This is a genomic window from Succinivibrio faecicola, from assembly GCF_019448115.1.
GTDB classification, from domain to species: Bacteria; Pseudomonadota; Gammaproteobacteria; order Enterobacterales; family Succinivibrionaceae; genus Succinivibrio; species Succinivibrio faecicola.
The window spans coordinates 148765-170597 of record NZ_JAGFNY010000001.1; the positions used below are offsets into that span (position 1 = coordinate 148765).

Consider the following 21833-nt stretch of genomic DNA (forward strand, 5'->3'; position numbering starts at 1 on the left):
ATCGCCAAGTTACAATAACTTAGCGATTACTTAGATTAAGAAAGTTAAAACTGATTACTAAATATATTTAAAATCAATTTCCTTAATCTTGTCAGACCAGATCTTAGGTCCGATGTGATGAATTGAGTTACCCTCTGAGTCAACAGCAACAGTAACCGGCATATCAACAACCTTATACTCACGGATTGCTTCCATGCCTAAATCCTCAAAAGCAAGTACCTTAGCAGACTTGATTGCCTTTGATACAAGATATGCAGCACCGCCGGTTGCCATCAGATATGCAGCCTTGTGCTTCTTGATTGACTCAATAGCTTCAAGACCACGCTCTGACTTGCCAATCATACCGTAAAGACCGGTCTTTGAAAGCATTGTCTCAACGAACTTATCCATACGTGTTGATGTGGTAGGACCAGCAGGGCCTACAACTTCATCACCTACAGCAGGAACAGGGCCTACGTAGTAGATAAACTTCTTTGAAAAATCAACACCGTCTGGAAGAGGCTTACCCTCAGCAATAAGATCACATACTCTCTTATGAGCAGCATCACGACCAGTCAGAATAGTACCTGACAGTAATAATGTGTCACCCATCTTCCATGTTGCGATTTCTTCTTTGGTGATGGTATCAAGATTTACTCTCTTAACATTTGCAGTTGGATCACCATCTAACTTGATATCTGGATAATCATCAAGTGATGGAGGAACAAACTGAGCTGGGCCTGTACCGTCCAATTCAAAATCGATATGACGAGTTGCAGCGCAGTTTGGAATAATTGTTGTTGCCTTTGATACGGCATGACATGGATATGTCTTTACCTTAACATCAAGAACAGTAGTGATACCACCTAAGCCCTGAGCACCGATACCAAGCTTATTGATCTTGTCATAAAGCTCTAAACGCAACTCTTCTTCAGCATTCTTAGGACCACGAGCAATAAGCTCCTGAATGTCGATAGGATCATTTAATGCTTCTTTTGCAAGAATTGCTGATTTTTCAGGAGTACCGCCAACACCGATACCGATGATGCCTGGAGGACACCAGCCTGCACCCATGTGAGGGATCTGAGATAACACATAATCTACAACGCTGTCAGATGGATTTAACATGCGCATGTGAGTCTTGTTCTCAGAGCCGCCACCCTTGGATGCGATAGCAACCTCAACCTTGTTACCATGAACCATTTCAATGTGAACTACGGTTGGAGTGTTGTCTTTGGTATTGATTCTCTTGCCAAGTGGATCAGTAAGAATAGACTTACGAAGTGGATTTGTCTCAAAGGCATACGCTCTTCTTGTGCCTTCATCAACCATTTCCTGAATGGTCATGTCGCCTTCAAAGCGAACATCCATACCAATCTTGACAAAGCATGTTACAGCACCTGTATCCTGACATAAAGGACGGTGGCCGATAGCACACATTTTTGAGTTAACCAGGATCTGAGCAATAGCATTCTTTGCAGATGGGTTCTGCTCGATATCATATGCATGCTTCATTGCATTTAGAAAATCTTTTGGATGGTAGTAGGAAATATACTGAATCGCATCACAGACTGAATCAATAAAATCCTTTGTTTTAATCAGAGTTGTCATTAGGATATTCCTTAAAAACAATTGAACAAAAAGATATGACAATCATACAACCGCAAACGATTTTGTTCAAATATATTGATAGATTTTTAACTGTTTTTGAGCACATGCTTGCAGTTTATCAAGTACATCTGAAAAAAAATGCCTTTAGAAAAACCAAAGGCTCTGATTAGTTCTAAAAAAGTTTATGAATTCTTTGTATCTGAAGTGGATGATGTACTGCTCATTAAGTCTTTTTTTGTGCTATCACTTTGATTTGTTGTCTCTGTCTGACTTGATGTATCAGTCTTTTTTGCATATTTTAAAGAAACTTCCTGCTCTATTTTTGCAATATTTTCAATGCGCTTCTTTTTTATGCTCTGATAATCATAGCTGTAGCCAGATGAAGAAGATGAATCAGATTTATCTGAATTTTTAACATTAGATGACTGATACTTTTTAAGAGCATCAATTGACTCTTGACTGATTGATACAGTATCAGCCGAGCCGTTGGCAATCTTCATTTTCTCTTCGAAGGCGGCCTTATAGCGACTTTGTGTGCTTATCTGTGATGCAGCCTTGCTAATCACATTCACTTTATCTTGCAGTGAATTTTTCAAAGATAAGCTTAAAGAGTCCTTCTTACTTGAAGAATTAGATATAGCCTGTGACAGGTAGCTTAATGATGTTGAATCAATACTCATAGCTCACCTCCATTATAAAAATCCTAATATGTTAATTATAGTATTCAATACAAGTGAGAGCTGAAAAAACAGGATAAAAATAATCAGTAAGCTCAAAAGGCAGAATTTTCAAGAAATTATGAATTTGTCCGATATCAGATATGTGATACAAAAAATCATCTAGCAAATTGATATTGCTCAATTATTTTACTTAATTCTTAGAAAATACAAAGAATTTGATCATATAATTAGAATAAGTATTTGTAGAGAGTTTTGGTATGTTATTCACTATTGCTGTAATTTTCGTAGTTCTAGCTTCATTTCTTCTTATCATGGTCAATATGTACTCTGACTATGCAGCAAGAAAGGAGCAGGATGCCCGCCTTATTGCAAATAAAGCAAGAAATATTATTTCTGAATGTGAAGAACTGCTTTTAAATCAATCTCAGCTTGTTATGTCAAAAACTCTCGTTTTAGTACTCCATTACAGAATCATCAGAGCATTAAGAAAAAGAGCAATTGACAAGAAAAGCCAGGATGAAGTAAAAGAAAGAATTGCCAACGAAGAAAAAATCATTGCTGATCTGAAAAACAAATACCAGGAAAGCAATGTTTTTAAGGCTCCAGAAAACGATCTTCAGGCTATTACTCAACTTCGCACCATTAGACGTCTTCGTAACATACTAAAATCAGAACTTAGTTTTGGAGTTCCTTTAAACCCGGCTTTAATCAACAAAGAAGACAGAAGACTATACATTCTTGTTCTTAAGGTAAATATTTCAAATCTTGTTCAAAAAGTATTTGAAATGAAAAGACAAAAACAGTTTGGATCATGCCGTCAGTTAATTGAAAAAGGTCTGCAGGTTATAAAGCTGGCTGGTGTAAAAGATGGCTGGTTTACAGAAAAAGAAGACATTCTTACAGGTCTTTTAGCTAATGTTAATAGCGATGCTAATCCTAAGAACAAAGAAAAGAAAGCATCTGAAGAAGCTGATGCCAACGGCCAGAGTACAGCGAATAAAGATGATTACGATGAGATCTTTGGTGATAAGAAGAAGTGGTAGAAACTGCGCTTGTTACTAAAACAAATCCTGCAAAAACGAAAAGGGCCTAAAGGCCCTTTTTATATATCTAAACATATATTATGAGTACTGCTTTACACATACTCTGTTTTGCATATCATTTACGTGGTTGTTGATTTCCTTGCACATTTTTAAAGCTTCTTGATCCATATCAACCGAGAAAACAACTCTACCGCTGTCAAAAACGAAACAACCAATTCCCTCAATAGAGAACTGCCCCTTGAAAAAAGCAACTACATATTTTGCAATCTGCTTTGGCGCATAGTATTTAAAAACTCTCATCTGTGTCTTTCCTTTGTCTGTTTTCTTATTATTTATTATCATTATTAAAATATTATTATGATCCTGTAAATTTAAAGGACACTTAATTTTAGGAAATATACACCCAAAGTAAAGTTCATATATCTCAAATTTGCATGTATATTGATTCTCTTTTCAATATTGTGAACTAGGCTTAGGATATATAATAAATCTCACATTTTTTAACTAATAATCATTATGAATTAGCATAAATCCAGTAAATTTTGTGACATTGTTGAAATTTTGCTCTCGCATCAAACAGTAATTAACAAAAAAAAGAAAAAAATGTTACTTTTTTATCGATATTTTTTACTTTAAAAACAGATAACTAGAAAATTATTGAAAATTTTTAACACTCAAAAACAGCAGATCGAAAAAATTTATTTGAAGAAAGATCACAATTTATTCAATCAAATCGAATTCTCTTAAATATTTAAAGGCACCTTTCTTTAAAACTCGTCACATTTATACATATCAAATCAGATAGTTATCTTCTTTTAAGAAACTTAAAAAACTAAAATGTCAGTATACTTTTGACATACATCAAAATTTAAAATCGCAGTTTTGCCTATTTACATTTTTGTATAATCGTTTTACAAAATTTTCATTTGTTAATAATTCCTTTATTTTATGAAAATTTTGACATATGAACGATTATATTTTTTTGAGAAATTTTATGACTATAAAAAACATTTTCATGAGTGCTATGTGCTCTGCCTGCATTATGATTTCTAATCAGTGTATTGCAAAAACCGATCTTGAGAATCTGCCATCTTATGAAACATGGCTTGAACATGCTTCTTATCTTGAAAAATTCTGGCTTCACAAGGATGCAAGAGGAGTTCCTGAAGGTAATTTCCCAACATGGCGTTGTAATGACGGCACATTAAGAAATCAATCTTTATGCCCTTATGAAAGAGATATCGGTCAGATGCAGCATCTTACAGGTATTGATTTTGTTAGAATGAATACAAGACAGACATTTGCTTATGGTGCTCTATTCAACATCACAGGTAACAAAGAAGCTTTAAGACTGCATATGGCTGGTGTTAAATTCCTTCTTGAGAAAATCAAGGATAAGGAAGGTGGCTATCATGTGCTCCTTGAAAAAGGTGAACCATTAGGATGGCCAAAAGGTGCACCTTTTACTGATTACCGTCTTGCAAGAACATCTCAGGATCTATCTTATGTGCTCATGGCTCTTTCTATGAATGCATATCTTACACACGATAAAAAAATCATTGATGAGTTAAGAGAAGCTCAAAAGTATATCTATGACACTTATTATGACAAGGAAAAAGGAATTATCAGATGGTGCTTCTCTGATACTTATTTTGACAAGAAAGAACAGGTTGAGCTTGTAGCTATGCTCGATCAGTTAAATGCTTATCTTCTGTTGTCATACAGACTGATGCCTGATACCTACAAAGCTGAGTGGGGGAAGATCATAAGACAAACCATCAAAGATATGAACAAGAATTTCTATACTAAAAAGTTAAACCGTTTTTATGGCTGTACTCATGACAAATCATGTTTTGATACAGAAAACGGAAGGCACATGGATAATGGTCACAGAGTAAAGACTTTCTGGATGGAATATCTTGCAGCATTAGCTCTGAATGACAATAACCTTGCTAATTTTGCAAAAAAAGGCATGATCCAAACATTAAACGGAGCTCTTACAAAAAATAAGAATGACTGGTATGGCGACGATCTGCAAAGAGGTGCCGACTGGTGGGTATATGCAGAGCTTGATCAGAGTGCTCTGACTCTTGCTTTAAGCAACGATTATGATATGCCTGATACCTTAAATCAGTGGGTCCACGACTTTACTGATAAAGAGTATGGTGAAATCAAGAATTTTGGTTTAAAGACATGGTTTTGGAGAAACGGTTTCCACTCAACAGAACATGCTCTGATTGGCACAATTCTCAGCAATGCAATAAGAGCTAAACAGTGTACAGATGACAAGTGCAGAAATAACAACACAACTACTCTGCACTTTGCACCTGTTGACAGCAATGATACAAACTTCACACCTTACTACTACAGTGGTGATATTACTGACGTTAAACGTGACGGTCAGACTGTAAGTATCACCTTTACAAATGTTGATCTGCCAAAGGCTGTTAAATAACTTTTGATTGATTTGTGCAGGTAACAATCTCCTACCTGCGCCTTTTTAGAATAAATCTATGTCAGTATTATCACTATATCGTGGTAAGAGATATTAACAACTAGTTTGCACCATGTTTTTAAGCTTTGTTTTAGGATTTCACATGATGAATCGAATACTAAAATAAAAGACAAACAGATGTCTGCACGAAAAAATTTTTGCAGTACTATGTCCTGCATTTTTTATTCAAATGATACTGGCTCCATAAAAGGAGTTATAAATCTTTTAAAATCAGTTTGTCTTCCGTCTATATCTATTACAAGAGCGCAGGCAGTCTTAAAGGATGGAGAGCATCTTTTCATATGGACAAATTCATATGAAAGATATTCAACTAAAGGTAAATGAGATACTAAAAGAACAGTATCATCAGGTTTACACACAGCCTCTACATATGAGATAACACTATCAACATCACCTGACGGAGTTAAATCTGACAGGTAATCAAGATCTGAACTTTCTGCAAGAACTGATTTGACAATGCTAGCTGTCTGAACAGCTCTAGTCTTTGGTGAACATATAATCCTGTTTACTGATCCTAAAAAGCTCTTTAACTGCATTGCAGTATCTAAAGCCTCTTTCTGACCAATTAATGACAATATTCTGTCATTATCTAAGAAAGTAGCCTCGCCGTGTCGCATCACAATAATTCTCATAGCTCCACCTCTAATATAATCTTATCACTATGCAATTATCTTTTTGTACACAAATCAAATATTCTTTATATTTCTTTTAAAGCCTTTGAGCTTATTCAAATTATGACACTATGCTGTTAATTTAAAGCCAGATTAAGTTAAAATAAACTGAGTAAATGAGTTTTTCAATGATTGCAAAGGTTCAGGCATAAAGGTAAGAGAATGGATTATAACTATCTTAAAAATAACCGAAATCTTAAAGCTTTTTTCAAAGATGCAACATCTGAAGAACTTGAAGGCATTATTCACAAACTTAATGAACTTTATACAGAGATTAAAAATAAGGAAATTGAAGAGGAACAGGCTAAAAAGAGAAAGGAAGAATTCTTATCTAATCTTTTAAACAAGCTTGATGAACAAAATCTTACTGTTGACGATCTTGCAGCACTAAAAGAGCTTCAGAAAAAAGATACAAGACAGAAAATGGCTCCTAAATATGAATATACAGCTTTAGATGGAAAAACATATTTATGGTCAGGACAAGGAAAGATCCCAAAGCTTTTAAGAGAGGTTATGCAAAGAGACGGTATTACAGATAAGAATCACTACCTGATTAAGTAAACTTATCAGGTAGCAATATATATTAGATTAAAGACTCATTAATGCTATTTAAGGTAGCAACAGGATCATCTGACTGAGTAATTGGTCTGCCAATCACAAGATAGTCAGATCCCTGAATTACAGCCTCTTTAGGTGTCATAACACGCTTCTGATCACCAAGTGCAGCACCTGCAGGACGAATACCAGGTGTAACACATACAAAAGGTTTTTCAATATTCTCTCTTATAAGAGGAACTTCCTGAGCTGAACAAACCACACCATCAAGCATTGACTGTTTTACAAGTTTTGCAAGTCTGATTACCTGATCTTTTGGCTCCATATCAAGACCAATTGAGCTAAGCTGAGCTCTGTCCATTGATGTTAGAACAGTAACAGCAATAAGCAATGGTCTGTTTTCAAATTTTTCTATTGCCTCACGTGCTTTTTCCATCATTACATTACCACCTGATGAATGGACATTAACCATCCATACACCAAGTCTTGCAGCAGCTTCACAAGCCTTTGCAACAGTATTTGGAATATCGTGATATTTTAAATCAAGAAAAACTTTAAAACCTTTATCAACAAGCTTTGATACAAACTGTGGACCTGCAGTTGTAAATAATTCATTTCCAACTTTTAGTTTACAAAGTTCTGGATTAACTTTTGATACGAAATCTAAAGCTTTACTCTGCTCATCATAATCAAGGGCTACAATTACTTTAGGATCTTTCATTCTAATCTCCATCTAGTCCTGTTTTGGTTTTAAGGCTATCCCATTTTCTGCATGATGGGCATTGATAAAACTGAATTCTGCTTTCAAAACCGCAGTTCTTGCAGACATAACGGTTGTTGCTTGCAATCTGAGCATCAAACAGAGATTTAATCTTTAAAATAGATTCATGTGATGTAACAGGATCTTTTTTAGAATTTAATTCAAGATACTCGGATAAAAGTTTTAAATTAGGTTTTGCACTGATAATATTCTGGATATGTGCAAGCGCATCATCAACACCTGAATTCTGCTCTACACATTTTACATATTCGATAATTACATCAGCTGAATTTGTTCTTTGTACAAGATCTTCAAGTGCAAAACGATAGTTAGGATCGGCACTGTTCTGGAAACACTTTTTTAATGTCACAAGACATAAAGGACCGCTTTCAGGATCAGCTGAACTTGCATATTTAACATATTCAATAGCTTCTTGATATTCATTATTCTTTATCTTCAGTTCAGCCATCTCAATAAGAGCACGGACACATTTTGAATCTGTCACTAAAGCTCTTTTTAGATATTCTTCTGACTGCTTGTAATCTGCATTTAAAGAAAACTTCTTTGCAACTTCACAGTAGTAGTTTGAAAGCTGAACATATGAATTCTTATCAAGATAGTCTGAATAATGGTTGGCAATCTGTATTGCTTTTTCAAAATCCTGCTCTTTTTCATAAAGACTTAATAGAAGCATAACAGCTGTCTTTCTAAGTCTTGGGATATCAATAACATCAGATAGGATCTTTTCAGCTCTGTCTAATAGACCTGCACTTAAAAAATCTCTTATAAGCTCAATTTTTGCAAGTTCTCTTTCAGACTCATCTAAAGATGAATCATTTGACATCTTTTCATGAAGAGAAATAGCTTTATCAACCTCACCTTGCTGTCTGAATAGATTACCAAGAGCCAAAGAAGATTCGTATGTCTGATCGATACTGTTAAGATATGCAATAAACTTATCAACGGCTTTTTCCTGCTTATTGCTTAATAGATAGTCAAAGCCTTTAAGGTAAATTGAATCCTGTCTGTTTTTATCATTCTCTCTTTTCTGCTTAGAGGTTGATCTGCCCATAAAATAACCATAAAGGGCAGCAACAGGTAAGAGTAAAAATAGAAGTTCAAACATTATTTAGAAGAGATATCCTGATCTGCTGTAGTTTTCTTTTTCAGACGGTTAAACTGAGTTTTTGCAACTTTAAGCTGTAACCAGAGCTTAAATGTTAGGAACATTGAGCAGTAAACACCAAGTACAAGGCCAAAAAGAAGACCTATAACCAGAACTGAAGCTAATGAAATTTCTTTTTTTACAAAGAGAAAATCAAACATGACCAGGCTATCATTAGAAGCTCCAATGGCAAGTCCTACAACAATAAAAACAGCAAGAATTAAGAAATAGAACCAAAACTTGATCATGAATTTCCCCGATTTTTTGTTACTGTGTTACATAATAACACAAGGCGCAACAAACCTCATTAAAATATTGAGGAATGCTGAGCCTTTTATGTTTAATAAGAAAAATTTTATTACTTTGAAGCAACAGTATTGACTCTGTCTCTTAATTCAACACCTGGCTTAAAATGCACAACTCGTCTTTTAGAGAGCTGAACCTGTTCACCTGTTTTTGGATTATGTGCAATTCGAGGTTCGTGAACACGCACCTCAAAACTTCCAAAACCTCTAATTTCAATACGATCGCCATCTGATAAGGTTTCAATCATTATTTCAAAAATTTCTCGAACTGCTGAATCAACTTCTGCTGGACTCTGAAATGGAAATTTTTTGGTTAATGCTTCAATTAGCTCTGCTCGTGTCATCTAAAACTCCCTAATTGATTATTATCTGCTCTAATAATAGCAATAATTTTTAATTTCTCTATGATTTACAAGAAAATTTTTGAAAATAACTATAAATTTTCGTAAATTTATGAACTACAGCTTATTTTTTTTAATACTTATTTTCAAAAATCATGATCATGAACTATAAATGATCACATTTTTTAAAGCAATTATCAATTAATACAGACATTTAATTCTTTTTTGTATTTTTTCGTATACACTTAAAGAAGATTATTTTGTATGTGAAAGACTTTTATGAATAACATTCTTGATATCTTAAAAACTAAAAACCCTGAATTTTATAACCAGCTGAAAAAAGCATTTGATGAAGCTTCCTATGAACTTCGTACCGATGAAGGTATGCAAACTACGATAATTGCAGACAATATTCAGCTAACATCGCATCATGACAGAATGCATTGTGCAGAATACAGATGCAGAAAACTAGACTTAAATGAGCCTATTTCAATTTATGGTATGGGACTTGGAGATGAAATCAGATATATCCTTGAAAAAAATCCAAAAGCCAATATCAATCTTTTTATTCTAAATGAAGCTCTATTCTATTTTCTTGTGCAGAATATTGAAGATTTTACTGATCTTCTTGCTACAAATGTTAATCTTATAATTGCAGATGATGATACTCCATATGTAAAAAACAGTATCATTATTCCATCTGAGGTTTATATAGACTTCAAACATAACAATAAAATCAAGATTAAGCTTGCTAATATTCTTGATTACGATTTTGCATCAGTTAATTCAACAAATAGAATTTTAAGATTCAGTGTTAATAATCTTAATATGAATAAGGCAGCAAAAATATTTGATAGGATAAAACCTCTTAACAATGATGATATAAATGCGCTGAAAGCTGATGAATATATTGTTCTTGCATCAGGTCCTTCATTAAAAGATAACATTGAAAAAATCAAAGAGCTTCAGTCAAAAGGTATCAAAACAGTTGCTGTTGATACAGCTCTTGCATGCTTAAACAATTACAATATCATTCCTAATATTATCGTATCGCATGATCCTATCGTTTATGTGCAGTTCAAAAACCTGATCCTCAAAAATAAAGATAATTTCAAAAATACATTTTTAATATGCTCTGCTCATTCTGAACAGGCTTTTATCGAAGACTATCCAGGTCCAATAAAATACATATTTGATGACAATGATGTGAAGATTGTTCCTGAAATAGATTGTGAACTTAAGAACTTTATTAAATTTGCAGGATCTGTTCTTTTAGAAACAACAGCAATCTTAAAAAGAGTTTCACCAAAGAAGATCCATCTGTTCGGCTGTGATTTTGCATACAAGGGCAATACAACTCATGCTGGTAATTTATATAATGAAGTTTCTGAAAAGGATACAAAAAAGAACTATGGATCATTCATAAAAATATTATGCAATGATGGTCAGTATCAGAATACGCTTAAGTCTTTTGCCTTATACAGAGACTATTTAGAAGCAGACATTAAATCATCACCTAATACTGAATATATTAATTATTCAAAGACAGGTGCTATTATTAAAGGTGCAAAACTAGGATAGAACTTACTTTTATCGGAAGTTAATAGATACGAAAAGGCCCTGCAATGCAGGGCCTTCTTTATAGCTTTAAGAGCTTATTACTGCTTCTTAGCAGCAGCGAAAGCTGCTTCCATAGTAGTAGTTGTAGGCTCAGCTGCCTTCTGGTTTACAGACTCTAAAGCTTCCTTCTCCTCAGCCTCATCCTTAGCACGAACTGATAAGGTGATCTGACGGGTCTTACGATCAACGTTTACGAACTTAGCTTCGATCTCGTCGCCAACTGAAACAACTGTAGTTGCATCGTCAACGCGGTCACGTGATAAGTCTGAAGCCTTGATGTAGCCAGTAATGCCTTCTGCTAATTCAACAGTTGCACCACGTGCATCAACTTCGGTAACCTTACCGGTTACAACTGAACCCTTACGGTGTGATGCGCAGTAATCTGCAAATGGATCCTCAGAGATCTGCTTTAAGCCTAATGAGATACGCTCACGCTCTGGATCTACCTGAAGAACGATAGCGGTGATTTCGTCACCCTTCTTGAAGTTGCGAACAGCTTCTTCACCAGCCTGCTGCCATGAGATGTCTGATAAGTGTACTAAACCATCAATACCGCCATCTAAACCGATGAAGATACCGAAGTCAGTGATTGACTTGATCTTACCAGTTACCTTCTCACCCTTTGAGTGAGACTCAGCAAACTCGATCCAAGGATTTGCCTTGCACTGCTTTAAGCCTAAAGAAATACGACGACGCTCCTCGTCTAACTCTAGAACCTTAACCTTTACCTTGTCGCCAACTGAAACGATCTTAGATGGGTGGCAGTTCTTGTTGGTCCAATCCATCTCTGATACGTGTACTAAGCCTTCAACGCCATCAGCGATTTCAACGAAGCAACCATAATCGGTTAAGTTGGTAACCTTACCCTCGATCTCAGAATTCTCTGGGAAGCGAGCTGCAATGTTTGCCCATGGATCTTCACCTAACTGCTTTAAGCCTAAAGATACGCGTGAACGCTCACGGTCGAACTTAAGAACCTTAACAGTAACTTCCTCACCAACTGCAACGATCTCTGAAGGGTGCTTAACTCTCTTCCAAGCCATGTCAGTGATGTGTAATAAGCCATCAACGCCACCAAGGTCAACGAATGCACCGTAATCGGTAAGGTTCTTGATGATACCCTTAACAGTCTGACCTTCAGCTAAGTTAGCTAATACGTTCTCACGATCAGCTGAGCTTTCAGTCTCGATAACAGCACGACGTGAAACAACAACATTGTTGCGCTTCTGGTCTAACTTGATAACCTTGAACTGCTGCTCTTTGCCTTCGATGTGTGCAGTGTCACGTACTGGACGTACATCTACTAATGAACCTGGTAAGAATGCGCGGATACCGCCTAACTGTACGGTGAAGCCACCCTTTACCTTGCCATCGATGATACCAACAACAGTTTCGTTCTTGTTGAAAGCGTCTTCTAACTTGATCCAAGCCTCGTTACGCTTTGCCTTTTCGCGAGAAACCTGAGTTTCACCGTCGCCTGACTCAACAGACTCTAAAGCTACGTCAACTGTATCGCCAACCTTAACTTCTAACTCACCAGCAGCGTTTAAGAACTGCTCCTGTGGGATTGCAGACTCTGACTTTAAGCCAGTGTCAACAATAACAAAGCCGTTGTCAATTTTAACAATAGTACCTTTAACCATTGAACCTGGACGGGTTTCAATATTCTGTAAGGACTCTTCGAAAAGTTGTGCAAATGATTCCATTAAAAGGATTCCTAAAAAAGCTCCAAAGCCTCATGCTTAAGGAGGGTTGATAAATAAAGACAATCATCCATGACTGTCAGAAAAAAACTTAAATTCTGATACCTGTCTTCTTGAAGATATAGTCACAAGCAGTCTTGTAAACTTCTTCAATCGTCATATCTGAAGTATCAATAACCAGTGCATCATCAGCTGGCTTTAATGGTGCTACAGGACGGTTACGGTCTCTGTCATCACGCTCTTTGATTTCAGCTAATACTTTCTGATAATCAGCTTCTTTGCCTTTCTGCTGTAACTGAAGCATTCTTCTGTTTGCTCTTACTTCAGCACTGGCATCTAAAAACAGTTTTACATTTGCCTTTGGAAAAACGACAGTTCCCATATCACGGCCATCTGCAATAAGACCAGGCTCTTTTAAGAACTCTCTTTGTCTTTGCAAAAGTGCCATTCTAACTGATGGATAAGCTGCAACCTTACTTGCATTGTTGCCAGCCTCTTCAGTTCTGATCTCTGATGAAACATCTTCACCATTTAAAAGAACATGAACACCATCATCAAGGCATTCAAAGGATAAATTCAGAAGTTTTGCTTCCTGAACTACTGATTCCTCATCAAACAAAGCAAGGCCGGCTTTTCTTACTGCATAGCCTAAAACTCTGTATATAGCACCAGAATCAAGTAACTCATAATCAAGTGCTGATGCGAGTCTTTTTGTCAGCTCGCCTTTACCTACGCCACTTGGGCCGTCTACTGCGATTACAATTGCTTCTGCCATTTTTTATCCTTATATTTTTAAGATTGCTATTCTAACAGAAAAATATCCCATTTATACAGTCTTTTTTGCATATAAATGCATTTTTTTACTATTTATGCTAAATATTTTCATAAGCTTTGTTTTTTGATTATTAGTATTTTTCTTTGTGATAGAATACTGCAAATTCAATATGGTTATTACTAGGAAATTGTTTTGACTACTAAGTTAATTCAGGGCCCGGTTGCTCTTTTACCTACAAAATACGGGCTGTTCAATATCACTGTTTTTAAAGAAAACGATTCAATCGATCACGCTGTTATCTTTTTAGGTGATCTAACTGATGGTGAGCCTGTATTGTGCAGAATTCATTCAGAATGTCTAACAGGTGATGTATTCGGCTCATTGAAATGTGACTGTGGTTTCCAGCTTGCAGCTGCAATGCAGGAAATCCAGAAAGCAGGTCGAGGTGCAATTCTCTACATGCGCCAGGAAGGTAGAGGTATCGGTCTGTTCAATAAGATAAGAGCCTACAAGCTTCAGGATAATGGTGCTGATACAGTTGATGCCAATGTAAATCTTGGCTTTCCTGCTGATGCCAGAAACTATGAAGCATGCGCTCAGATGATGAAAAATATGGGATTTACAAAAGTTATTCTCATGACAAACAATCCTTTAAAGATTAATGACATTAAAGAGCATGGCATTGAAGTTGTAGACAGAAAGCCAATTGAATATGGAAGAAACAAATTCAATGAGAATTATCTGAATACAAAAGAAGAAAGAATGGGACATATGCTCCATCATCAAGATTAAAAAAAACATTAAAGATTAACCAAAAGGAGCTCAGTAAAAGCTCCTTTTTTTATCAAAAGGAGCCGCTCCCTGTCCTTTGTGCATTGGTATAAGGCGTAAGATAGGTCATGGGTATTTGCTATCTATTTACTCTCTGTTTATAAAAACAGGTGCAACTTAACACAAAGAAGCAAAGTAAACCTCTCAAGAGCTCAGCTGCTCTAACAAACCATGAAACTAAGCTATTATCCTCTAATGCATGATGGATCCTACTTTTAAAAGATGAGGATATCAATAGACAGATTCTTATTATCAAATCTATCTTACACAATCATTTTTATCAAAGGATTAATAAAAAAAATGGATTCAATACTGTGTACTGAATCCAAGAATTTAGGACTTTTTTGAAGAATATAAAATTGATTACTGTTTCTTTATAAGATACTTGTAACTATGGGTCTTGTGTGTAAGATCAACAATCTTCTTACAAGCCTCTGGAGCATCATCTGATATAGATTCACAAACCTTTTTGTAGTATCTTTTAGCTTCCTGAGCATCATATGCTACATTGAAGCCGTATAGAGCCTGAGATGAATCTGGCTTTACACCATATTCATAAATTCTTGCTGCACGCATACATGCTGAATAATTGTTCAGTTTGCAGCCTAAATCAAGATAGTAAAGAACCTCATATAAAGTAGTCTTTACATTCTGTGACTCTGACTTATTGGTTTCCTGCATATTGAAGAAAGTTTCATAAGTCATAAGACATGAATCTGAGTCCTGATAACGGTCACACAAAGTCTTTAAGTAAACGAAGGCTTCAGCATACTTCTTCTCCTGCAATGCCTGATCACGTAGAAGAATACAGTTGTTGATGTTGCCATCAGAACATACTCTTTCTCCAAGTAAAGAAACAGGAGCTTTTGATTTTGGTTCAACATTTGAATCTTCACCCTGGCAGATTACAATAACCAGAGGAATACATAACACTGTTGCTAAAAGAAAATATAAAAAAGCTTTTAAAACCTTCATAGTACTCAATCTGTTCAATTTCTAAAAATTAAAGTGATATACATCACAAATTTTATGAGTGCTATTATAGACTAAAAAAGTTTGATGTAAATCAAATTTTTTTACTTTTTTTTATTTTTCTGACATTTCACTTTAAGTGTTTAACTACTATTAGTAATGATATTCAGTATTTTTTTGATAATTTTATCTAATTTATTGATTTTTAATTTTTTAACCTTTTGAAATATCATATAATTTCAAAAACAACCATATTAAATCAAAGAGTTTACCTATGAGTTTTGAATATAACGGAAGGATTATTGAAACTGATTCAAATGGCTTTTTATTAAATAAAGATGATTGGAATGAAGAAATTATGTACATCCTGGCAGAATCAGAAAATTGTGATCTTACCGACAAACACATTCTTGTCATAAATGCAGTACGCGAATACTATGATACATACGCAACCACTCCAGCTATCAGAATTCTTCTAAAGTATTTAAAAGAGGCAGGATATCAGGATCTTTCCTCCTCTATTGAACTTGCAAGACTGTTCCCAAATGGAGCTGCCAAAAGCGCAGCTAAATATGCAGGTTTACCAAAACCAATAAAATGCATATAAAAAAACCAGGACCTTTGGTCCTGGTTTATGAGATTGACGTTTAGATGTTATCTCTTAATTTCTAAGAGAGCTGCAAAATTAAAGTCACCTTCAACCTTACCATCTTTTACTGTGTAATACTTAAGTGAGTATGCATCCTGAAGCTTTGTTCCATCAGAAAAACACTTGCCAACTTCAACCTGCTTTGCATCACCTACATGAATCACAACAGCATTATCAATTCCCTTTGCCTTGTCTTTAAACATTCTGCAGTAAGAGCCATCTGACAGCTTTTCCTGATAACCTGCACCAACAGCTGGATTGCGTAGTCTGAACTGACCTATCTTCTGCCATACAGCAAGAATTTCATTGTCCTTTGAGAATTCCTTACTTAAGGTTGCTACGTTTGCAGCCCATTCTTTAGCATTATCAACATCTTTAGGGAAGTTCATATCTGAACGTATACCCTGCTCCATGTCAATACCACCGCCCATATCATTGACTCTTGATGTTTCATCACCGTAGAAGATCTGAACTGAGCCTGGCAGTAACAGGAAGTTTAATGCTGCTTTTGCCATGTTCTTCTTTCTACATAAAGATGTATCATGTGATGAAATATAGGTTAGATTGCCAAGAGGTACCTTTCCTTCAAGACGACCATATAATTTACCGTATTTCTCCCAGTCTGACTGATCAGGCATAATACAGGTATTTAGATTTACACCGTCTGGATTGAAGTAGAAATCGATTAGAGAATCAAATCCGCCATCCTTTGCAAAACCTGATTTGTCCTCAGGATCGGTTGTAAATGCCCACAGCTCACCTGTCATATAGAATGGATCAGTCCAGTCTGCTGCAGGATCTTTACCCTTATTCTTCTCACGCCACTTGTTTAATGCTGCAACAGAATATTCTTTTAACAGTTTCCATGACTCTTTTGATACATACTTAACTGTATCTGCTCTGTAACCGTCAATACCGAATTCCTCTACCCAAGAAGCAATCCAGTGAGCCTGGAACTGAGCTACACTCATCTGGCCCTGTCTGTATGGAATTGCTGCAGGAATATCATATTTAGGATTTGGTGTTTTCCATTTATCCAACAGGAACTGAGGTAAACTTACCTTGTTTGCATTAGGATTGGTGTTCTTGAAATCAGGAAGATAAGCCAGACACTTGTCAAGACCATCTTCAGCACCGCAAGGCTCGCCATATGCATCAAAGATGATCCAGTCCTTACCCCACCATCTGTCCCATGATGGATATGATCTTGCATCAACAGGTCTGTTATGGAATGTTTCGCCGGCACTTGCGTTTGGCATCCATTCAGCACATGGATCAACACCGTTTGCGGTCTCACCGAATTTTAGATCACACATATCCTTTAATGTTGCATATGCAGAGTGATTCATAACAACATCAATAAGAACTCTAATACCTCTCTTGTGAGCCTCATTCACAAAAGTTCTGAATTCTTCTACTGTACCCATATTTGCGTCAATAGAAGTAAAATCAAGACCATAATAGCCATGGTATGCATAGTACTGATACATACCCATAGGACCACCGCCTACCCAGCCGTGAGCTTGCTCTACAGGTGAGCTCACCCAGATAGCGTTTACACCTAATGAACGAATATAATCTAACTTCTGAGTTAAACCTTTGAAATCACCGCCATGGAAAGTACCTGCAGTATAACCTGCTGAATCCTTATAAGGTCTTCCATATGAATTGTCATTACTCTTATCACCGTTATAGAAACGATCGGTAATTACAAAGTAGAGATTAGTGTTCTGCCAGGTAAAAGGAAGGCTTGCCCCCTCATCTGACGTCTTAGAACAGCCTGAACAAAGGCCAACAGTACCTGACAGCAATGCTGTAGCAAGTGCAGCTACTCCTAGAAGTTTTGATTTTTTCATTAAATTCACCATAGTCTTGTATAAAAGTTTTTTCAGATTATTAGATAAGTCACAAATTATCTATATAGAAAAAAAGAATTATTGATTCTGATCACAAAAGAAAGCTTAATAGGAATTAATAACAATATGATATTTATGCATTTTTTGGTTTAGTACAAATAAATGTGGGATCTAGGATCCCCTTATTCATTCAAGTAATTCCATCTTTGTCTTGAGGCATCAAACAGTTTTAAAAAGAAATATTCATCATCAGGGAGTCCATAGCTCTTCGTTCTGATGGTCTTTATCCTCTGATTGATACCTTCAACCTTTCCGTTTGATAACGGCTATCTGCATGACTTATGATGCCGTCAATATGATTTTTAAGTAACCTGGCAAACCATATGAAGTGCTTGTTTTCTGCGCCTTTACAGTATTACAGTAGTTAATGCTCTCTCTATAAATAGCTTCATTTCTGCTGCTGTAGGCCTTAAATAAGCTTGATCTAAATTGGTCTTTACAAAATATAAATCCATCAGCAAACGGTTCTGGGGAAGTAATTTTATGTACCTGCGGTACTGTTCTGCCTTCAGTTTAACTTCCTGCTTTTTAAACAGTTCAGAGCCTCAAGAAATCACCTTGCCTTCTTTGGCATCTTGGTCTTTTGATTTTAGAGTTTCTCGCTTGGAGGTAAGTATGTACTTACTTCACTTAAGAGCTTTTGCAGCTGCAGATGCACCATATTTATTTGCAACATCTGCAGAAAATTTTCCTACTGATGATGCTGCTTCAGCTGCTTTTGCAGCTACTTCTTTTCACAACTGAATTAAAAAATTAAATTAATACATCCTGCTTATAATTCATCATTTTAAAATGATTTTTTGAAAAAACTATATCTAATACAACTTCATCAACAAGCCAGGAAAAAGCAAACTCATTAATGTTTTCACTAACATGTTCTATTGTATGAAACTTTAAAAATGGTGGATCTATAAAATGATGATCATCATCTAATTTATATTCATGGTTTAAAAGTTTCTTTTTTGCAAAATCTATAACCTCAGGATGTTTATTTGCAATTTCTGTAAATTCATGTTCACAACTATTGTAAATAAAACTGTATTGATAAAATGTTGATAATATATGACTTAAGTCCTCAATTGTTTCAGGCTCTTTTAATTCAAGTGCACTCATTAGAATATCAAGATTTGGATTATCAATTTTTAGATATTCAAAGCAGTGTTTTGGATTAATATTTCTGATTTCAAAATACCTTACATAACATTGCTCTTCTTTATGATCATTAAGAAAACAAAAAACATTATAATAATCACGATTGCATACAGCAGCTGCATTTAAGAATTCCTGATAATTGTTAAAAAACATTTTTATCTCCTTTTTACTATTTATATTCAAGATCGCCTCTTAATACACCAAACACGCTTTGAGCATTGGTATTGCACTCTATATCTGATATCAGTGAATTATCATGCCTTTTAATAAAGTCAAAATAGGCATCCCAGGAAACAAAGCGATCATGCGTATAAAGGTCATCATCACTATCATCAAAATCATCATCAAAACAATCATCAGAATCCTTGTCTTCATTAGGAACATAAAAGTAACCTTTTATGTATGGAATAGCTATATTTCTAAACATATCCATAAAGATGACAGTTAATTCTGTTTCATCAAATTCATTGACAAGGATCTTTCTTGATTGACCATAGTTTTTGCATAAACCATGAAGGTATGTATACTTCAATGCATTAATCTCATTATATGAATCCCAGCATTCGATAATTTCTTCATATAAATCTGCATCAAAGCATGAGCAATTATCATTAGCTACTTTTTTAGAAAAGTACACAAGAGCATCTAAAGAAAAATACTGAAGATAATCCAAAGCAAAGTCAGAATCCCAGGCATAATTATCAAGATTACAACCGTCTTCTTCAGCATTCGATCTGCAAGCAAGATACAAATCAGTAAAATCATATGCATGAATAAATGAATTTATCAGTCTAATCTGCTCAATGCTGACATTAAAAGGAAGATTATCATCATCAATCATTAAAGGCTGAGCACAAAAGATAGAACGAGCCTTATAAAAGAAATAATCTTCCTGAACACTAATAAGACCTCTGTAAAAACGAAATTCACTAAAAAAGCCAGCAATAATTGCATCAATTTTTTCTAAGGTATTTGTTGAATTATTTGTATCCATAATAATGACCTCAAAATAAAAGGTGTTTTAGAAAATATTGTATCTTTATCAGTACTGTAATATATTCAAATATATTTTGTCTAATATTTTTTTAGAATTTTTATTATGTTAATCACATTTTTGTGTAAATCAGAAACAAGAAAATATATCATATAAATAATAAATTTCTTTTATTTTTAATAAGTTATTTATCAGTACTGTATAAAATAATAAAATTTATCAGGTTAGTGTTATTTTTTATTTTTATTGAAGGAACAACATGATCTTGTTACTAAGTTGCAGCGATCTTCCATTGTGTGTGCTGCACAACAAGAATAAAGAACTGCAACTGCATTTTTTGAAAGGAAGAGCCAATCAATTTGATGTAATGCTGGCTAACGCACGTAACTTCGGTCTAGCAGCTAGATTTCCATCTAAGTTTTTAATTGAAAATGGTGGATGAATAGAAAAGACTTAACATATATGTTTGTTAGTTGGTCAACAAATCTATCGATTTAGTGGTCAACCATTTTTATCGATAAACATCCATTAGGATGTGAATCATGATTTTTAGTCACTCAATTGCCTGATGACATCTATTGATACAAAACTGTCTTTATAAAGAGTGATATAAAAGAATTTCTCACTTTGTTTTTATATTTCTCATGATACTGATTGTTACTTATTCTCTTTTGAATTACTCTTTTTATCATTCATTGCATTAGCACCGATTGTTCTTTTCTTTCTGAGATCAATCTGCTCATCAAGATTTTCATTCTTTTCATCATCAGACAATTCTGGTAAGGATAGGATTTTTTCGAATAATGCCCTATTCTGCTGATTTTCTAAAGAAAAAGCAAAACGCTCAATCAGCTTACTTGACGTAAGATGATACTGTCCTGCAAATCTGCATAGCAGAATATTGGCATGATCTTTAATATAATACTTATGCTGCTTTGCAAGTTCCTTATCATCCTTTTTTGGTCTGGCCATTAAAACAATTCCTTAAATCGAGAAATTCTGATAATCAGAGTCAATAATATTGCTACTCTTGTTGTTTTTTTTTAATCTATTTTCATTTTCCAGATCATTGAAAATAAACCTAATTTAATAACAAAATGAACCTGGGTCAAGTAACACTTGATACCAAATCCCTGATACACACATAACTTAATCTTGAAAATGCAATCACAAAAATAATTATTTCTATGTTTAATCAGCTAATAAGATATCAGATTAAGATCGTTAAAACTTGTTTAAAGATCAAAGGATTAAATATTCTTCAACCAAACAGTCAAACTGTTAGTAAAGTTGTCATTTATCTATCAATTTGTATGCTCTAAACTAATGTCACAATACTCTATTCTTATTATTATCGTATTTTCTAAAATTAAATTGTTGCAATTATCGTAAAATAATATTACAGTACTGTTAATTTCTTTTCAATAAAGAGGAGTCATTTTTCAATAGTAGGATGATTAGTAGGAAGATAAAAACCTGAAACTCAACTATTAGATGCGTGCTTACTTACTATAAGATCATTGCGTCTCTATTGAAAATCGGTGCAACTAAATATCATGATCATATTCATTTAGTATCTATAAAGATTAGTAGCTG

The 21833-nt window shown here is 34.8% G+C and carries 23 protein-coding genes and 1 pseudogene; 8 read left to right on the forward strand and 16 right to left on the reverse strand.

What is annotated here, in order from left to right; translation table 11 throughout:
- Window positions 1–57: 57 nt before the first annotated feature.
- Window positions 58–1590 (reverse strand): fumarate hydratase, encoded by a 1533-nt coding sequence (locus J5V48_RS00740; RefSeq protein ID WP_219935931.1) that lies wholly within the window; start codon window positions 1588–1590, stop codon window positions 58–60.
- 182 nt (window positions 1591–1772) lie between these two features.
- Window positions 1773–2270, reverse strand: coding sequence for a hypothetical protein (locus J5V48_RS00745; RefSeq protein WP_219935933.1), 498 nt, complete (start codon window positions 2268–2270; stop codon window positions 1773–1775).
- 257 nt (window positions 2271–2527) lie between these two features.
- On the opposite strand from J5V48_RS00745, the gene J5V48_RS00750 reads away from it, so the two are divergent.
- Window positions 2528–3313, forward strand: coding sequence for a hypothetical protein (locus tag J5V48_RS00750; protein ID WP_219935935.1), 786 nt, complete (start codon window positions 2528–2530; stop codon window positions 3311–3313).
- Window positions 3314–3391: 78 nt separating this feature from the next.
- Here the strand turns inward: J5V48_RS00750 and J5V48_RS00755 are convergent, their stop codons facing one another.
- Complete coding sequence (locus J5V48_RS00755) at window positions 3392–3613, reverse strand: DUF1107 family protein (RefSeq protein ID WP_219935937.1); 222 nt, start codon at window positions 3611–3613, stop codon at window positions 3392–3394.
- 694 nt (window positions 3614–4307) lie between these two features.
- Between J5V48_RS00755 and J5V48_RS00760 the strand changes: the two genes are divergently transcribed.
- Window positions 4308–5768: an AGE family epimerase/isomerase gene (locus J5V48_RS00760; RefSeq protein ID WP_219935939.1), complete on the forward strand. Its 1461-nt coding sequence runs from the start codon at window positions 4308–4310 to the stop codon at window positions 5766–5768.
- A gap of 221 nt (window positions 5769–5989) precedes the next feature.
- Here the strand turns inward: J5V48_RS00760 and sixA are convergent, their stop codons facing one another.
- Window positions 5990–6460 (reverse strand): phosphohistidine phosphatase SixA, encoded by a 471-nt coding sequence (gene sixA / locus J5V48_RS00765; RefSeq protein WP_219935941.1) that lies wholly within the window; start codon window positions 6458–6460, stop codon window positions 5990–5992.
- A gap of 201 nt (window positions 6461–6661) precedes the next feature.
- Here sixA and J5V48_RS00770 point away from each other — a divergent pair, with 201 nt between their 5' ends.
- The gene (locus J5V48_RS00770; protein ID WP_219935943.1) at window positions 6662–7060 is read left to right on the forward strand and encodes an H-NS family histone-like protein; all 399 of its coding nucleotides are present in this window, start codon (window positions 6662–6664) and stop codon (window positions 7058–7060) included.
- Between the two features lie 22 nt (window positions 7061–7082).
- Here J5V48_RS00770 and pyrF read toward each other — a convergent pair whose 3' ends face one another.
- The 4 genes from pyrF to J5V48_RS00790 form a co-directional block, all read right to left on the reverse strand.
- Window positions 7083–7775: an orotidine-5'-phosphate decarboxylase gene (gene pyrF / locus J5V48_RS00775; RefSeq protein WP_219935945.1), complete on the reverse strand. Its 693-nt coding sequence runs from the start codon at window positions 7773–7775 to the stop codon at window positions 7083–7085.
- A gap of 1 nt (window position 7776) precedes the next feature.
- The gene (locus tag J5V48_RS00780; RefSeq protein WP_219935947.1) at window positions 7777–8886 is read right to left on the reverse strand and encodes a tetratricopeptide repeat protein; all 1110 of its coding nucleotides are present in this window, start codon (window positions 8884–8886) and stop codon (window positions 7777–7779) included.
- Window positions 8887–8939: 53 nt separating this feature from the next.
- Window positions 8940–9227 carry a lipopolysaccharide assembly protein LapA domain-containing protein gene (locus tag J5V48_RS00785; protein ID WP_219935949.1) on the reverse strand — a complete coding sequence of 96 codons (288 nt, stop codon included), beginning with the start codon at window positions 9225–9227 and terminating at the stop codon, window positions 8940–8942.
- Window positions 9228–9337: 110 nt separating this feature from the next.
- Entirely contained in the window at window positions 9338–9628 is a 291-nt protein-coding gene (locus J5V48_RS00790; protein WP_219935951.1) for an HU family DNA-binding protein, read from the reverse strand.
- 276 nt (window positions 9629–9904) lie between these two features.
- Between J5V48_RS00790 and J5V48_RS00795 the strand changes: the two genes are divergently transcribed.
- Window positions 9905–11206 (forward strand): 6-hydroxymethylpterin diphosphokinase MptE-like protein, encoded by a 1302-nt coding sequence (locus J5V48_RS00795; protein ID WP_219935954.1) that lies wholly within the window; start codon window positions 9905–9907, stop codon window positions 11204–11206.
- 77 nt (window positions 11207–11283) lie between these two features.
- Here J5V48_RS00795 and rpsA read toward each other — a convergent pair whose 3' ends face one another.
- Window positions 11284–12951: a 30S ribosomal protein S1 gene (rpsA, locus tag J5V48_RS00800; RefSeq protein ID WP_219935956.1), complete on the reverse strand. Its 1668-nt coding sequence runs from the start codon at window positions 12949–12951 to the stop codon at window positions 11284–11286.
- Between the two features lie 88 nt (window positions 12952–13039).
- Window positions 13040–13723 carry a (d)CMP kinase gene (gene cmk, locus J5V48_RS00805; protein WP_219935958.1) on the reverse strand — a complete coding sequence of 228 codons (684 nt, stop codon included), beginning with the start codon at window positions 13721–13723 and terminating at the stop codon, window positions 13040–13042.
- A gap of 192 nt (window positions 13724–13915) precedes the next feature.
- Here cmk and ribA point away from each other — a divergent pair, with 192 nt between their 5' ends.
- The gene (gene ribA / locus J5V48_RS00810; RefSeq protein ID WP_219935960.1) at window positions 13916–14515 is read left to right on the forward strand and encodes a GTP cyclohydrolase II; all 600 of its coding nucleotides are present in this window, start codon (window positions 13916–13918) and stop codon (window positions 14513–14515) included.
- Window positions 14516–14917: 402 nt separating this feature from the next.
- Here ribA and J5V48_RS00815 read toward each other — a convergent pair whose 3' ends face one another.
- Complete coding sequence (locus tag J5V48_RS00815) at window positions 14918–15529, reverse strand: hypothetical protein (RefSeq protein ID WP_219935962.1); 612 nt, start codon at window positions 15527–15529, stop codon at window positions 14918–14920.
- Between the two features lie 271 nt (window positions 15530–15800).
- Between J5V48_RS00815 and J5V48_RS00820 the strand changes: the two genes are divergently transcribed.
- Window positions 15801–16133 (forward strand): TusE/DsrC/DsvC family sulfur relay protein, encoded by a 333-nt coding sequence (locus J5V48_RS00820; protein WP_219935964.1) that lies wholly within the window; start codon window positions 15801–15803, stop codon window positions 16131–16133.
- Window positions 16134–16180: 47 nt separating this feature from the next.
- Here the strand turns inward: J5V48_RS00820 and J5V48_RS00825 are convergent, their stop codons facing one another.
- Window positions 16181–18031, reverse strand: a complete 1851-nt coding sequence (locus J5V48_RS00825) for an alpha-amylase family glycosyl hydrolase (protein ID WP_219935966.1) — start codon at window positions 18029–18031, stop codon at window positions 16181–16183.
- 182 nt (window positions 18032–18213) lie between these two features.
- Window positions 18214–18342 (reverse strand): annotated as a pseudogene (locus J5V48_RS10060) (hypothetical protein); the annotation flags it as partial.
- A gap of 364 nt (window positions 18343–18706) precedes the next feature.
- Between J5V48_RS10060 and J5V48_RS09885 the strand changes: the two are divergent.
- Window positions 18707–18835 (forward strand): hypothetical protein, encoded by a 129-nt coding sequence (locus J5V48_RS09885; protein ID WP_255557526.1) that lies wholly within the window; start codon window positions 18707–18709, stop codon window positions 18833–18835.
- Between the two features lie 9 nt (window positions 18836–18844).
- Here J5V48_RS09885 and J5V48_RS00835 read toward each other — a convergent pair whose 3' ends face one another.
- Window positions 18845–19396, reverse strand: a complete 552-nt coding sequence (locus J5V48_RS00835; protein ID WP_219935968.1) for a hypothetical protein — start codon at window positions 19394–19396, stop codon at window positions 18845–18847.
- A 16-nt stretch (window positions 19397–19412) separates the two neighbouring features.
- Window positions 19413–20237: a hypothetical protein gene (locus J5V48_RS00840; RefSeq protein ID WP_219935970.1), complete on the reverse strand. Its 825-nt coding sequence runs from the start codon at window positions 20235–20237 to the stop codon at window positions 19413–19415.
- Between the two features lie 259 nt (window positions 20238–20496).
- Between J5V48_RS00840 and J5V48_RS00845 the strand changes: the two genes are divergently transcribed.
- Complete coding sequence (locus J5V48_RS00845; RefSeq protein WP_219935972.1) at window positions 20497–20679, forward strand: hypothetical protein; 183 nt, start codon at window positions 20497–20499, stop codon at window positions 20677–20679.
- Between the two features lie 215 nt (window positions 20680–20894).
- On the opposite strand, the gene J5V48_RS00850 is transcribed toward J5V48_RS00845, so the two are convergent.
- A complete protein-coding gene (locus tag J5V48_RS00850; protein ID WP_219935974.1) occupies window positions 20895–21209 on the reverse strand; it encodes a hypothetical protein in 315 nt (104 codons plus the stop codon).
- Window positions 21210–21833: the final 624 nt, after the last annotated feature.

Bases quoted from the DNA above. Each gene is read 5' to 3' on its own strand.
- J5V48_RS00760 (WP_219935939.1), top strand. From the start codon at position 4,308: ATGACTATAAAAAACATTTTCATGAGTGCTATGTGCTCTGCCTGCATT.
- J5V48_RS00835 (WP_219935968.1), bottom strand. From the start codon at position 19,396: ATGTTTTTTAACAATTATCAGGAATTCTTAAATGCAGCTGCTGTATGC.
- J5V48_RS00850 (WP_219935974.1), bottom strand. From the start codon at position 21,209: ATGGCCAGACCAAAAAAGGATGATAAGGAACTTGCAAAGCAGCATAAG.
- cmk (WP_219935958.1), bottom strand. From the start codon at position 13,723: ATGGCAGAAGCAATTGTAATCGCAGTAGACGGCCCAAGTGGCGTAGGT.
- J5V48_RS00795 (WP_219935954.1), top strand. From the start codon at position 9,905: ATGAATAACATTCTTGATATCTTAAAAACTAAAAACCCTGAATTTTAT.
- rpsA (WP_219935956.1), bottom strand. From the start codon at position 12,951: ATGGAATCATTTGCACAACTTTTCGAAGAGTCCTTACAGAATATTGAA.
- pyrF (WP_219935945.1), bottom strand. From the start codon at position 7,775: ATGAAAGATCCTAAAGTAATTGTAGCCCTTGATTATGATGAGCAGAGT.
- J5V48_RS00750 (WP_219935935.1), top strand. From the start codon at position 2,528: ATGTTATTCACTATTGCTGTAATTTTCGTAGTTCTAGCTTCATTTCTT.
- sixA (WP_219935941.1), bottom strand. From the start codon at position 6,460: ATGAGAATTATTGTGATGCGACACGGCGAGGCTACTTTCTTAGATAAT.
- J5V48_RS00770 (WP_219935943.1), top strand. From the start codon at position 6,662: ATGGATTATAACTATCTTAAAAATAACCGAAATCTTAAAGCTTTTTTC.
- J5V48_RS00745 (WP_219935933.1), bottom strand. From the start codon at position 2,270: ATGAGTATTGATTCAACATCATTAAGCTACCTGTCACAGGCTATATCT.
- J5V48_RS00740 (WP_219935931.1), bottom strand. From the start codon at position 1,590: ATGACAACTCTGATTAAAACAAAGGATTTTATTGATTCAGTCTGTGAT.
- J5V48_RS00825 (WP_219935966.1), bottom strand. From the start codon at position 18,031: ATGAAAAAATCAAAACTTCTAGGAGTAGCTGCACTTGCTACAGCATTG.
- J5V48_RS09885 (WP_255557526.1), top strand. From the start codon at position 18,707: ATGTACTTACTTCACTTAAGAGCTTTTGCAGCTGCAGATGCACCATAT.
- J5V48_RS00785 (WP_219935949.1), bottom strand. From the start codon at position 9,227: ATGATCAAGTTTTGGTTCTATTTCTTAATTCTTGCTGTTTTTATTGTT.
- J5V48_RS00845 (WP_219935972.1), top strand. From the start codon at position 20,497: ATGATCTTGTTACTAAGTTGCAGCGATCTTCCATTGTGTGTGCTGCAC.
- J5V48_RS00815 (WP_219935962.1), bottom strand. From the start codon at position 15,529: ATGAAGGTTTTAAAAGCTTTTTTATATTTTCTTTTAGCAACAGTGTTA.
- J5V48_RS00780 (WP_219935947.1), bottom strand. From the start codon at position 8,886: ATGGGCAGATCAACCTCTAAGCAGAAAAGAGAGAATGATAAAAACAGA.
- J5V48_RS00820 (WP_219935964.1), top strand. From the start codon at position 15,801: ATGAGTTTTGAATATAACGGAAGGATTATTGAAACTGATTCAAATGGC.
- J5V48_RS00790 (WP_219935951.1), bottom strand. From the start codon at position 9,628: ATGACACGAGCAGAGCTAATTGAAGCATTAACCAAAAAATTTCCATTT.
- J5V48_RS00840 (WP_219935970.1), bottom strand. From the start codon at position 20,237: ATGGATACAAATAATTCAACAAATACCTTAGAAAAAATTGATGCAATT.
- J5V48_RS00755 (WP_219935937.1), bottom strand. From the start codon at position 3,613: ATGAGAGTTTTTAAATACTATGCGCCAAAGCAGATTGCAAAATATGTA.